This is a genomic window from Blastococcus sp. TML/M2B (assembly GCF_016612865.1).
GTDB lineage: Bacteria > Actinomycetota > Actinomycetes > Mycobacteriales > Geodermatophilaceae > Blastococcus.
On record NZ_JAENZZ010000001.1, the window covers coordinates 1,236,576 to 1,249,437 of the forward strand.

The window sequence follows — 12,862 nt, forward strand, 5'->3', positions numbered from 1 at the left end:
TCGCCGGGTGCCACGCACGTCACGGTGACCGTGACCCACGATCCCCAGGGCGGCAACCGGCTGCGGCAGGTCCTGCAGCGCAGGGCGATGCAGCGGATGGTGCAGCGGACCGTGGACTCGGAGCTGGCCAAGCTGCCGGATCACGTCAGCCGGATGTCCGAGCGCCGCAGAGAGGTCGTTCCCGTCGAGCAGGGCGTTGCTGTCGTCAAGCAGGCGCCCAGTTCTGTGGAACAGGAGCGGGGCGGTTGGGTGGTTCACCTTCGGGGCGAGGTGGACGCTTCCGCCGTCAACCGGTTGGAGCTCCAGCGGCGTCTGGAGGAGTTGGCTGTTGTGGCCATCGATGTCCGCGGACTGACCTACATCGACGCCACTGCTTTTCCACACCTGCAGCGGTGGGCCAAGCGCACCTCCCGGGCCGGCGGTCGCGCGGTCATCCGAGGTGACAGCCCTTACTTCGACCAGATGCTGGGCGTCATGGGACTCACGTCGATGTTCCGGAGGGAGCCCTGACTTGGCAGCACGTCGATCCGACCGTCGCTGACATCGCCGGTCACGGTGAACGGTTCGACTCGCGGTGACCAGCGTTGTTGTGGCTCTGTCGTCCATCGTCCAATTGGCCCGTAGGCAGTCGCGACGGACGCATCTCGTAGGACGGGTTCGACGTAGGGCCGGATCCGACTCAGATAGAAGGGCCTCCTGTGACATCCCGACTGGCTCGGACGCTGACCGTCGGCCTCGCTTCGATGTTGACGGTGCTGGGGCTCGGCGTGACCGCCGCGTCAGCCCACGTGGGCATCAGCTCTCCTGACGCTACGCCCGGAGGCTTCGGGGAGGTGACCCTTCGGGTGCCCAACGAGAGCCAGACGACTTCCACCATCTCGCTGCGGGTACACATCCCGACCGAGACGCCGCTGGCATCGGTGCGGACGAAGCCGGTTCCGGGTGGACCGCGACCGTGACGCGGAGCCCGATCGATCCGCCGGTCATGTTCACGGCACCGAGGTCAGCGAAGCCGTAACGGAGATCGTCTGGACCGCCGAGCCGGGGGCGGGAATCGGCCCGGGCCAGTATCAGACCTTCTCCATCAACGGCGGTCCGTTCCCCGACGTCGACACCATCACCTTCCCGACGCTCCAGATCTACGACGACGGTGAAGAGTCCGCGTGGATCGAGCCCACGCTCGACGGCCAGCCCGAGCCCGAGAATCCCGCACCCGTGCTGACGCTCGTGGACAGCGCAGCTGACGGCGACGAGGCGGATGGGGCAGCGACCGAGGCTGCTGGCGGCGACAGCGCCGACGAGTCCGATGGCTCGGGACTGGCCGTGACCGCGCTCGTCGTCGGCGGCGCTGGGCTACTGCCCGGATCGGCGGCGTTCGTCATGGCGCTCCTGGCTCGACGGAGACACACCACGACCTGAACCGGCTGGGTCGCTGCCGCGTCACCTCCGGCGGAGCAGCCACAGCGCACCGCCGGAGGTCACGCGAGGACGACGACTTCGCGCACGGTCTTGATCAACCGTCGCAGTCGAGCCGTCGATCAAGCGTCACCCCCTGACGTGCCGCTTTCCCAATCCTGTCTGGCATACGTCACCCCTCGCCCGAAGGGACGCCGAGCCCTCCCTGGAGGCGATAGCGGTAGCGGGCGGCTGACGCGGTGAGGTGACCTGAACTGTCACCCCTGCCGAGGGTGACGGCTCGTTGAACGTCGCTGCGAAGCCTCGACGGCATCACACCGATGCCGGAGGACCGCACATGTTCTACGACCCCACCATCGTCGGCAGCTGGCCGGAGCTGGCTGCCCGCCTGGACTGCGACTGCATCCTCGTCCGCTGGGCCGCCACCGAGCCGACTCTGGCCGGGCTGAGCAGCGTCCATGACCTGCTCGCCGTCTGGGCCGCGGGCAGCCCGGACGACCGCCGCTGACGCCGTTCTCGCCGCGCTCGTCCGGTTGGCCGCCGTGGACGGCGGCCGCGACGACGACGCGCTGCTGCTGACCCTTCACTTGCTCAGCGGGCTCGTGCGCACGATGGCCAGGCAGCTCGCAGACGTGAACCCCGACATTCTCGCCGTGGTCGTCGGCGAACTCGCCTGCCAGATCCGCCGCTACCCGTGGCGACGCCGGCCTCGGGCGATCGCGGCGAACCTGCGCGCCGAGACGCGGCGGGCGGTACTCGCCGAGTTGCGCCCCAGCAGCCGCTACCACCCCGACCGGGGCGAGGTACTGACCGCTACGGGCGACCTCACTCGGATCTCATCAGCCAACGCCCGGGAGGAGGGGGAGGATCTCGACGTCGTCGACCTGCTGCAGTGGGCGGTGCGTTCAGGGGTCGACGCCGAGGACGTCGCACTGCTGATCGCCACCGAGTGCAGCCGCGACCGGCAACACCGGCGCGCCGACCAGACGGTCGCCACTGCACACGGCATCACGACGCGCACCCTGTACCGCCGGCGGAACCGCACGCTGACCGCCTTGCGCGGCATGGCTCCTCAGTACCTGGCGGCCGTCGCGTGAGCCCTCTGCTGCAGGACGTCGACGAGGCCGGCGCCGTGACGGGCGGTGTGGCCAACGGCGACGACGTCGGCCCCGACGAGCGACTGCTGTCAGTCGCGGAGATCCAGCAGGCCTTCCACGAGCTGCGTGCCCGTCGTCCGCGAGTTGCCGCAAGCAGGCTTGCGGCGCGGATGCGTCTTCACGAGCTCTCCGTGTCCGAGGCACCGGCGGGTGCACCGGTTCTATCTACGCGCCGCACAAGGCGAGACGGGGACAGCACGGCGCTCCCAGCTGGAGAGGACACGCACCGCGAGCGGTGGGCTGACAGCGGTGACAGAGCGCCGCAGCGAGGCGCGACCAGGGGTGACAGCGCGCCCGCGGCCGTCCCAGGCAGGGGTGACAGCGACGCGCTGGCAGCTGACTGGATCACGGTCGTAGCGGCACACGCCGGTGCCGGCGCCTCCACGGTGGCGCTGGCCATTAGCGACGCCGCCGCAGCCACCGACCGGCGGGTGCACCTGGTGGAGACGGCGCATCCCCGCCGGTCGGGGCTGATTGCCGCGGCGTCGGCGGAGCTGGGCACCGACGCCGCCGGCGCCTGGCGACGTGGCTCCCGCGACCGCGTCACGATCGACCGCCGCGTCGCGGACGTGGCGCCTGGCGGCTGGCCGGTCCTCCCGATCAACGAGGAACCGGCCATCACCGTCCTCGATCTCGGGCTGCCTGCTCCGCAAGACGTGGCCCGACTGGCCGCCGACCGCACGCGCGCTGTCGTCGTTTGCCGGCCGACCGTGCCGGGGGTGCGACTGACCGAACACGTGCTGAGCCAGCTCGCCGAGCAGCCGGTGGTGGTGGCCGTCGTAGGCCCGGCGCGCTGGCCCCAGGCGGTGATCGCCAACTGTGGTCCGCAGCTTCGCGACTTGCGGTCGCGGGGGACAGGTGGTGCGAGTCCCGATCGACCGACGACTGCAGACCGCCGGTCTGACCGGGGACCGGTTGCCCAAGGGAGTGGAGGCCGCCGGCCGGTCGCTGGCCGTGCTGCTGATGCCAGCCGTGCCACCGCAGCCTCGGCATCGGCACCGGGCGGCAGCCTTCCAGCCTGGCGCGGCGGGGGAGGCCCGGTGACAAATCCGCGCAGAACCGCACCCGCAGCGGTACGAGCGGCCTTGGCCGTCGCGTTCATCGCTGGGGCTCTGGTCGTGCTGACCGCATGGCCGGCCACCGCGGCGTCGGTCGAGTTGACCGCGGCGGTCTGCCCTGAGGCGCCGCCGGGAGTGGAGGCCTTTGCCGATCAGGTGACGGCGTGGGTGAAGTGGGGGGTACTGGCGCTGATCGGGATCGCCGCGGTCGTGTCGTTGGGCTCGGTCCTGGTGGGCCGGATGTTCTCCCATCCGCATGCCTCGCGGTACGGGGCGATGGGCATCGCGGTGGTCGTGATGGTGGCCATCACCTACACGGTCATCCTGGTCATCCTCAGTTCGATCACCGGCAGTGGGTGCACCTGATGCGCCGCCGTCCTGACGTACATGGGAGCAGTGCGCCGGAGTGGAGCCCGGCGCGTCTTCTTGCGGTGCTCGTGGTCAGCGCGGCGGTGGCGCTGGCGGTGCTGGCCGGCCTGGTCCTGGCAGTCATCGGAGGGCTGACCGAAGAGCCTGACGAGAGCGCCCCCGCCCGTCGGGCGGCTAGCACTGCCCCGGACATGACGCGGCGCGATGCGCTGGCCGCCGCCCCGATGCCGACCGCCGAGCCCGACGATGCGCTGCCCGGGGCAGTGTCGAACCAGGCTGCCGGTGTTCTCGAGTTGCCGCGCGCCACCGGCGTGGGCCCGACGGACGTGCCCACCGGCTTCCCGCGTACTCCGGAGGGTGCGCTGGCGCAGTTGGCGGCGATCGACGTGACGGCGATGCAGAGCGGCTCGATGGACGGCGTGCGACGGGTGATCGCCGAGTGGGCCGCTCCTGGCGGGCCGACCTCAGAGACGTGGTCCGGGGTGGACGGCATGGCCAACTTGTTGTCTGCGGCGGGCCTGTCCGGTGCGGGGTCGCCGCAGCTGGCGATCGTCGTCCGTCCGGTGATGGGGCTGATCAAGGGCACGGTGGGCGAGGACTTCGCCGTGGTGTGCGTGAACTTCGAGTTCACCGTCACAGTGGAGCAGACCTCCAGGATCGCGATCGCCGACTGCCAGCGCATGGCCTGGGTCGGGGACCGGTGGGTCATCGGCCCGGGGGAGGAGCCGGCGCCGGCGCCCTCGGTCTGGCCAGGCACAGAGGCAGCCATCGCAGCCGGCTACCGGGACCTGCGCTATGTCTGAGCAGCGACGCGGAGGGCGTAGCGGCTGGGGACGCCGACTGGGAGCGGTCCTTCTCCTCTCGCTGGCGGTCTGGTCGTTGTCCACAGGTCCGGCGGCGGCCGCAGACGAGATGGTGACGGCCTTTCCGGCGGTTCCGGGGGTGGGCGGCTCGCTGCCGTGCCTGCCGATCAATCCGTTCTGCGCGGTCGGCGAAGCAGCCGGCGCGGTGGTCGAAGACGTCTGGGTCAATGCCATGTTGTCGCTGTGGGAGGCCGGGCTGTGGCTGCTGAGTTTGGCGTTCTTGGTGATCGACGCTTTGGCCACTCCGGACCTGTCCGCCGGTGGCCCGCTGGCCGCCGTCTATCCGGTGACGTTCGGCATCGGCGCGACCGTGGCCGCGCTGATGGCCATGGTCCAGCTGGGTATCGCGGCGGTGCGCCGGGACGGGCAGACGCTGGGCCGGCTGGTGATCGGACTGCTGCAGTTCGGGCTGGTCTGGGCCAGCTACGTCGGGGTGGCGGCACTGCTGGTCACCGGGGTCTCCGGACTGACCACCGCCCTGCTGCGCAGCCTGCTCGACATCGACACCCTGGCCGCCTTCGACCCGTCGATCAGCGTGAGCCGCGATCTGGTCGACGGCACGGTTGCCACCGTGCTGGGGGTCAGCTCGATCTTTCTGCTGGTGCCGGCCAGTGTGGGCTACCTGCTGCTGATGCTGGTCCGCGAGGCAGCACTGATCGTGCTGGCCGCGACCTCTGCGATCTCGGCAGGAGGACTGCTGGCGCAGACGTCGAGCACCTGGTTCTGGCGCAGCCTCCGCTGGTTCCTCGCCGCGCTGCTGGTTGCGCCCGTCGCCGTGCTCGTCCTCGGCGTCGGAGTGACCATCACCGAGGGCATCCTCACCGGAGCAGAGGAGACGAGCACCGAGGCCGCGATCGGCATGGCAGTTGTCGGCTGCCTATTGATCCTGCTCGGAGCGATCTGTCCGCTGGCGCTGTTCCGGCTCCTGGCCTTCGTCGACCCTGGCACGTCGAGTGGTGCGGCCCTGCGCTCCTCGCTGGCCGCTTCCGGCGGAGTCATGGGCGCGCTGCAGAAGGCCGGTGGCGGGCGGGCGGCCGTGGCCACCGCGACGGCGGGTGCCAGCATCCGGTGGTGTGGCTGCCTCAGGCGCCGCGGCGCAGCTGGCCGGTGACCGCGCGCAGGGCGAGTCGACCGCAGACGCGGCGACCAGCGGGCGCTTCGCCGGCGCGCTGCGTGCGCTGACCACCGGCACCTCCACGGCCGGCCGATTGGCGGCGGGGGTGGCCGCCTCGGCGTCCGACGTGCTGTCGGGTGCCGGAGTCGGACACACCCACCCATACTACGGACAACCGCTGCCCACCCGGGTACCGGCGCGCGGCAGCGGCTCCGGCGGAGGGGCGGCGACCGGAGGCGGGCACGGCCGCGGGCGCCGTCCCGACGACGATGGAACACAGCCGACGGGACTGAGCGGGAATGGGCGCGCTCACCATCCCGGAGGCGCATCCACTGCGGCCTGGCCCGCCGAGCGGTTCGACGGCATCGCGCCTGACCGGCCCGGGGAGAGCGGTCCGATCGGTCCCGGCCAGGACGACGCGTGATGAACGCCGTCCGCTACGGCGACTACTCCCGCGACGTCTCCGGCTGGTTCCTCGGCATGACCGGCGCCCAACTGGCCCTCGTCACCCTCACGGGCCTACCGGCGCTGTTGGCCCTGAACGCGCAGGCATGGGGGCTGTTCGCCATCTGGCTGCCGGTGTGGGCGCTGCTGGCCGCCGTGCTGTTGGTCCCCATCCGAGGGCGGGCGGCGGGCCGCTGGTTCGCCGTCCTCTGCCTGCACGCGATCGGAGGTGCGATGGGCTGGACGGTGTTCGGCTCCCGAGCCGCGTCCGGGAAGGCAGAGGACCTGTCCGAGGCGGACCTGCCCGGGGTGCTCGCCGGTATCCGCACTCACGACGGACCGCCTTATGGGCAGATGTTCACCCGCCCGGTAATTGTGCAGAACTCCGCGGCGCGCACGTGGGCGGCCGTGGCGCGGATCGACCATTCCGGCATAGGCCTGGCCGAGCCGGACGAGCGGGACGGGATGGGCGCCGGCCTGGCCGAGCTGTGCGAGATCGCCGCACGCACCGAACTGGTCGACACACTGGCGCTGCAGGTGCGCACGGTGCCGGACGACGGCGCCGAGCGCGCAGCGTGGGAGCAGGCGCACACGCGTGCGGACGCCGCGCCCCTAGCCGCCCGGGTGAACGCGCTGCTGGGTGCCACCCTCACTCCGGCCGCGGTGCGCACCGAGGCCTTCGTGACCGTCGTCATCGGCGAGAGCCGGATCGGCCGGGCCGCGAAGGAAAGCGGCGGCGGGGTGGACGGCCGCGCCCGGGTGCTGCACGGGGTGATGGCCGAGGTCGAGAGTGCGCTGCGCGGCCCGGTCGGCTGCACCGCAGTCACCTGGCTGGACTCGGCCGCACTCGCTGCCGCGGTGCGCACCGGCTTCGCGCCCGGCGACCGTGGCCAACTGATCGCCGCCGACCTGGCCGCCGCCAGCGGCGCCCAGCTGGCGACCGGGGTGCCGATGGCCGCCGCCGGACCCACCCAGGCTCGCGCCGAGCTACGGCACTACGTGCACGACGCCTGGGCGTCGGTCACCGACACGATCCTGCTACCCGACTCCGGGGCGGTGCTCGGCGCACTGGCCCCGGTGCTCGTGCCGACGACGGCGGGGGAGCGGCGTTGTCTGACAGTGTTCCTCGCCCCCCTGCCGCTGGACCGGGCCACCCGGCTGGTCGGACGGGAGGACATGAGTGCCACCACCGGCAACGAGCTGCGCGCCCGCATGGGCTTTCGGCAGCGGGCCCGGCAGCGACGGGACACCGAGCGGATCGGTACCGCCGACGAGAAGCTGGCCGCCGGGCGGGCGCTCGTCCGTCCCGCCGTCGCGGCCTGCGTCACCGTCCCGGCCACCTGGCCGGTGGACGAGCACGGCCGCCGGCTCGCAGCGTCGGTCCGTGCCGCCGGCTTCGTGCCGTTGCGGCTGGACCTGGCACAGGACTCCGGCTTTGCCGCCGCCGCCATTCCCCTCGGCGTCGGGCTGCCCAACCGGCGAGGACGACGGTGACCCGCCGCGGCTCCCGCCGGGGCCGGGACGTCGCCGTCCTCCTCGACGACTTCGGTCACCGGCTGCCCGCCGTCCCCGCCGTGGAGCCGGGGCCACGGGAGCGCGGGCCGTTCGTCGAGTCGGTGCCCCGCCTGGGGCCGCGTGGGCGCGGCCGGGGCCGGGCGGCGACACCGGCGCCGCTGTCGGTGTGGCGGATGACGTCGGAGCAGACGCCGGTGGTGTGGCCGCTGATCGCCAGCAGCGGGCTACCGCCTACGGGCGCCCAGATGGGCATCGACCTGCTGTCGGGCGGGGCGTTCTACTGCGATCCGGTCGGCTGGGTCACCGACGACGACATCCCGGTCACCAACCCGAACGTCGTGGTCTTCGGCAAGCCCGGCCGCGGCAAGTCCGCCACCGTCAAAGCTTTCGCGCTGCGCATGCTCGCGTACGGCTACCGCACCCTCGTCCTGGGCGACACCAAGGACGAGTACGAGCCGCTGTGCCGCGCGCTGGGCGTGGAGCCGTTCGTCATCGGCCACGGACTCTCCGCCCGGGTCAACCCACTGGCTTTCGGCCCGCTCGGTCACGGCTGGGAGCAGCTCGATGCCGCCGAGGCCCGCCGCCGCGAGGCCATCATGTTCGCCCGCTGGCTGGTGCTGATCCGCGGCCTGGTCGGCTCGCAGAACGTGCCCTTCGGCCCGGTGGAGGAGACCGCCGTCGGTGAGGCGCTGCGCCTGCTCACCGGCTACCGCAGCGGAGCCACCCGGCTGACCGAGCCCACCATCCCTCAGCTGTGGCAAGCCCTGGACGAGCCCACGGACGGCCTCGTCGCCTCGTGCCGCTACGCCGACCGGCGGCACTTCCTCGACGCCACCCGCACCCTGCGCGATGCCCTTGGCTCTCTCGTCAAGGGCTCGTTAGCCGGGTTGTTCGACGACCACACGTCGATCGAGGTCGACTGGCGCGCGCCGATCCAGTCGCTGTCGCTGTCCCGCCTCGAGCCGCTCGGTGACCAGGCCGTCGGCATCGCCTTGACCTGCCTGAACTCCTGGGGACAGGCGATGCGCGAGATCGCCGACCTAGGCGACCTGCGCATCGTCATCCGCGACGAGACCTGGCGGCAGATGCGCCTCGGTGCCGAGGCGATGAAGAGCCTGGACGCCAACCTACGGCTGTCCCGCCGCGACGCCGACGTGCAGATCCTGCTCGCGCACAAGCCCTCGGACATGCTCACCGCCGGCGACGCCTCCTCCCAGGCGGTGGCCATCGCCCGCGACCTGCTGCACCTGTGCGACGTCAAGGTGCTGCACGGCCAGGACCAGGCCGTCGCCGACGAGCTCGCCACCATGCTCGGGCTGACCCCGATCGCCCAGCGGGTGGTCACCGACTGGGCGATCGCCGGCAAGGGCCGGGCCCTCTGGCTGGTTGGCGACCGGGCGTTCAAGGTGCAGACCGTCCTCACGGCGCCCGAGCTGGCCCTGACCGACACCAACGAGGCCCTCACCGTTGGACGTCCGGCATGAGCGGGACGGCCGAAGCACTGGCGCGGGCGTACGCAAAGCGGTGGCTGTGGAAGGCCGCCGCTCCCGTCGCCGTCCCGGTGTTCGGCGTACTGACGCTGCTGCTGATCCCTCTCGCGGTTCTCGCCGCACCGGAGGCGTCGACGGCGTCGTCGTCCTGCTCGATCGGCGGCACCGGCGCCACCGTCGCCGGCACCGACCTGGACGCCGTCCAGATGGGCCACGCGCAGACCATCGTGACCGTCGCCGCAGCCCTTGGACTCGACCCGTACGCGGCCACCGTGGCGCTGGCCACCGCCTACCAGGAGTCCCGCATCCGAATGCTGGCCAACGAGGGCAGCAGCCACGAACTCACCGCCGAACAGGCCGCGGTGACCGCCACGAGCCTGACCTATCCGCATGACGGGCTCGGCTCCGATCACGACAGCGTCAACGCCTTCCAACAGCGCTGGATCGCCGGCTGGGGCACCGTCGCTCAGCTGATGGACCCCGTCTACGCCGCCGAGACCTTCTACCGCCGGCTCGTGGCCGTACCCGACTGGCGCACCATCCCGCTCACCCAGGCCGCACAGGCCGTGCAGGTCTCGGCCCATGGAGGCGCCTACGCCCGCTGGGAGCCGCTCGCCCGCGAGCTGACGGCCGTGCTGTGGTCGGCTGCCCAGGCGACCGCGGCCGACCCGGGCGGCGCGGTGGCCGACGTCTGCCCCGGGTTGCCCGTGGCCGCCGGGTCGTGGATCCGGCCCACCGCCGGCACCGTCACCTCCGGCTACGGGAGCCGTGGGGGCGCCCTGCACGCCGGGGTCGACATCGCCGGACCCCGCGACACCCCGGTCTACGCCGCCGCCGACGGCACCGTGACCACCGCCGCCTGCACCAGCGCCTACTGCGACCGCGACGGAAGCCTGAGCCTGGCCGGCTACGGCAACCTCGTCGAACTCGACCACGGCGACGGGGTGACCACCCGCTACGCGCATTTGTCCGGCTACACCGTCATGCCCAGCCAGCGGGTGCCCGCGGGTGCGCTGATCGGTTTCCAGGGCTCCACCGGCAACAGCACCGGCGTCCACCTGCACTTCGAGGTCCGCCTCGACGGCGCGCCGATCGACCCCGTGCCCTGGCTGGTCGACCGCGGCATCGACCCGCATGCCCCCAACCCCGCCGGCTGACCGGCAGAGAGGGAAGCAGGACGTGGACAACCACCACCGACCCGGGGCCGGCGCGTGACGACGCCGTTCCGGCGCCGCGATCCGCAGCCGTTCGCCCGGGGATGGGAATTGACCGTCGCCGCAGTCGGTGGCGCTCTGATCGCCGTCGCACTGGCGGCCCTGGTCGGTCTTGGACTTGCCTCGGCGTTGTGGGGCAGTGGCTGGGTGTGGCCGCAGGGCACCGAGACGGTCACCCGCGTCCTCGGCGGGCTCCTGGACGGCGACCCCGGCCGCGGCCTGCCGCCCGACCAACTGCGTCAGGTCGCCGGGCCCATCCCGGTGTACGCGTGTGTTGCCGCCGCCGAGCTCGTCCTGCTGACCGCTGCAGTCCTCACCGCTGTCCTGGTCACCCGCTATCGACGCCCGGGCGACGCCCGCGGCGGCATGGCCACCCGCAGGGAGGCCGAGCAAGCCCTCGGGTTGCGCCAGCTCCGCGCCGGGCGATCGGTCATCCGCCCGGACCGCTACCCGTCCGGAGGCAGCCGAGGACGCCTTCATCGCCTCGTGTCCACAGGCGGCGACACGATCCGCGGGCGCACCCACAGATCCGTCCAGAGCACCACTTCCCGATCGACCTCCCCAGCACCGTCGACCCAGGCATCACCCGTCCGCACCGTGAAGGAGAACCCGCGATGAGCTCAACCGACGACGGCCTGACCCCCGATCTGCTCGCCGCCCGCGCCGAGGCTGCGGCACTGTTCGCCGCCGCTTCCCGCAACGACCAGGCGGGGCCGACAGCGCAGCTGCACTGCCTCGCTGCCGCCACCGCCTTGCGTGCGCCCAGTGGCCCGGTGCCCGCGACCGGCCGACGGCACCGATCCCGACCGGCTCGTCGAGCAGGCGCTGCGCATCCTCGGCAACCTGCCTGCCGCCGATTTCGCGCACCCCGACGTCCTCGCCGCCGCCCAGCACGGCCACCGAGCGCTGCGTACGCCACGCTGATGGCCACCTCGCTCGGGCAGCTGCTCGACGCCCTCGCTGACACAGCGCGGACCACGGACGACAGCGCAGCGGCGCGCGCCGATGCAGGCACTGGGCTGGGCCACCTGGGTCGGGCGTTGGTCCACCTGCGCCGCGACGGGGTCTCCCCATTCGCCGGCGATCGCCGTGAACAGCAGGTCGCCGCCCTGGCTGCTGCCTGCACCGAGCTCGGCGTCCGGGCTCCAGCAACAGAGTCGGCGTTGACCCGGCTGGCGGCTGCCGCGGCCGACACCGTCGGCGTCCTGTATGACCACACCACCGTGACCAGCCGGTGGGCCGTCGCCACCGCCGTAGCCGAGGCAGTGACGCCGCTGGCCGAGGTGGTCGCCCACCGCCTGCCTGCCGGTCCGACGACGCAGTGGCACGCTGAGGTCGAGCGTCAGGCGGCCCTGGTCCAGCAGACCGCCGCGCTGCAGCCGCCGACCCGTGCCGACGTCGCCGTCCTCGACCGTCCCGTTCCCGGACCCGCGGTCGATGCGTCCGCCGACCCGGCACGGGTGGTCCCCGACGCCATCGGCGTCCTTCTGCAGGCCACGGCCCGAGCCAATGATCCGCCGTCGGTCACCGAGGTCCTGGCCTACACGATCGCCGCCCAGACACTCAGCTCCGCCGCGGAGCGCCTCGGCTCCACCGACGCACCACCACCCGCAGGTCAGACGACGGCGGCCGACGCCTGGCGCGCCGTCCGAGCATCCCTGCGTCCGTATGACGACGGCAGCCGTCACTTCCACCAGCACGCACCATTCGGCGTCACCGCAGCCGGTCGACTCCATGCCGCCCTCCGCTCCGCCGAACCTGACCCGGCCACCTGGACGGCGTCTCTGCGCGCATCAGTCACGTCCGCGGCCCAGCACCTGCCAACGCTCGCCACGCAGCTGCTGTACCGCACCGTCCGGTCCTGGGCGGACAATGGATCCCTGATCGCCTACGCCCGGGACGTGCCGCCGCGCGAGGAGCGGGTGGCCGCGTACCTGCGGGGATATCAGCCCGGCGGGCTGGTCCGGGTCAACGCCACCGACCTGCAACCGGTCGCCGGCGCCCTGCACAACGCCCGGCTGCTCTCCCTCGCCGTCGCCGACCGGGCGGCCGATCCGGGCGCCCGCGCGACGGTCGGCTTCCCGCGCCGGGCCTGGGCCGCGAATCGGGCGCTGCTCGACGACCCGCAGACGCCGGTCGCGCTCAGCGTGGCCATTCAGCAGGCCCACCAGCAGCTGCAGGCGGCGCGAGCCCAGCGGTCCGGGCCCAGCCGGGCACGGTGA

At 72.5% G+C, this 12,862-nt stretch carries 14 protein-coding genes; all 14 read left to right on the forward strand.

The window, feature by feature from the left end:
- Positions 1-24: 24 nt before the first annotated feature.
- The 14 genes from JKP75_RS06055 to JKP75_RS06115 all read left to right on the forward strand — a co-directional run bounded on the left by JKP75_RS06055 (position 25) and on the right by JKP75_RS06115 (position 12,862).
- Complete coding sequence (locus tag JKP75_RS06055; protein WP_200492844.1) at positions 25-510, forward strand: STAS domain-containing protein; 486 nt, start codon at positions 25-27, stop codon at positions 508-510.
- 233 nt (positions 511-743) lie between these two features.
- Positions 744-959 carry a DUF1775 domain-containing protein gene (locus JKP75_RS24390; RefSeq protein WP_200492845.1) on the forward strand — a complete coding sequence of 72 codons (216 nt, stop codon included), beginning with the start codon at positions 744-746 and terminating at the stop codon, positions 957-959.
- Positions 943-1,419, forward strand: a complete 477-nt coding sequence (locus tag JKP75_RS06065; RefSeq protein WP_200492160.1) for a DUF1775 domain-containing protein — start codon at positions 943-945, stop codon at positions 1,417-1,419. The genes JKP75_RS24390 and JKP75_RS06065 overlap by 17 nt, the downstream gene beginning before the upstream one ends.
- Positions 1,420-1,753: 334 nt before the next feature.
- On the forward strand, positions 1,754-1,924 hold the full coding sequence (locus JKP75_RS20675) for a hypothetical protein (protein WP_242472804.1): 171 nt from the start codon (positions 1,754-1,756) through the stop codon (positions 1,922-1,924).
- 25 nt (positions 1,925-1,949) lie between these two features.
- Positions 1,950-2,513, forward strand: coding sequence for a hypothetical protein (locus JKP75_RS06070; RefSeq protein ID WP_242472806.1), 564 nt, complete (start codon positions 1,950-1,952; stop codon positions 2,511-2,513).
- Positions 2,510-3,997 (forward strand): hypothetical protein, encoded by a 1,488-nt coding sequence (locus JKP75_RS20680; RefSeq protein WP_242472807.1) that lies wholly within the window; start codon positions 2,510-2,512, stop codon positions 3,995-3,997. The genes JKP75_RS06070 and JKP75_RS20680 overlap by 4 nt, the downstream gene beginning before the upstream one ends.
- A gap of 65 nt (positions 3,998-4,062) precedes the next feature.
- Positions 4,063-4,803, forward strand: a complete 741-nt coding sequence (locus JKP75_RS06080) for a hypothetical protein (protein ID WP_309229560.1) — start codon at positions 4,063-4,065, stop codon at positions 4,801-4,803.
- Positions 4,804-4,942: 139 nt separating this feature from the next.
- Complete coding sequence (locus tag JKP75_RS20685) at positions 4,943-5,974, forward strand: hypothetical protein (RefSeq protein ID WP_242472809.1); 1,032 nt, start codon at positions 4,943-4,945, stop codon at positions 5,972-5,974.
- A gap of 426 nt (positions 5,975-6,400) precedes the next feature.
- Positions 6,401-7,915, forward strand: a complete 1,515-nt coding sequence (locus tag JKP75_RS06090; RefSeq protein WP_200492966.1) for an SCO6880 family protein — start codon at positions 6,401-6,403, stop codon at positions 7,913-7,915.
- Positions 7,912-9,420, forward strand: a complete 1,509-nt coding sequence (locus tag JKP75_RS06095; protein ID WP_200492157.1) for an ATP-binding protein — start codon at positions 7,912-7,914, stop codon at positions 9,418-9,420. The genes JKP75_RS06090 and JKP75_RS06095 overlap by 4 nt, the downstream gene beginning before the upstream one ends.
- On the forward strand, positions 9,417-10,583 hold the full coding sequence (locus tag JKP75_RS06100) for a M23 family metallopeptidase (RefSeq protein ID WP_200492846.1): 1,167 nt from the start codon (positions 9,417-9,419) through the stop codon (positions 10,581-10,583). The genes JKP75_RS06095 and JKP75_RS06100 overlap by 4 nt, the downstream gene beginning before the upstream one ends.
- Before the next feature lie 108 nt (positions 10,584-10,691).
- Positions 10,692-11,258 (forward strand): conjugal transfer protein, encoded by a 567-nt coding sequence (locus JKP75_RS06105; protein ID WP_200492156.1) that lies wholly within the window; start codon positions 10,692-10,694, stop codon positions 11,256-11,258.
- A 147-nt stretch (positions 11,259-11,405) separates the two neighbouring features.
- Positions 11,406-11,564, forward strand: a complete 159-nt coding sequence (locus JKP75_RS20690) for a hypothetical protein (protein ID WP_242472811.1) — start codon at positions 11,406-11,408, stop codon at positions 11,562-11,564.
- Positions 11,564-12,862: a hypothetical protein gene (locus tag JKP75_RS06115; protein ID WP_200492154.1), complete on the forward strand. Its 1,299-nt coding sequence runs from the start codon at positions 11,564-11,566 to the stop codon at positions 12,860-12,862. Before JKP75_RS20690 ends, JKP75_RS06115 begins: the two co-directional genes overlap by 1 nt.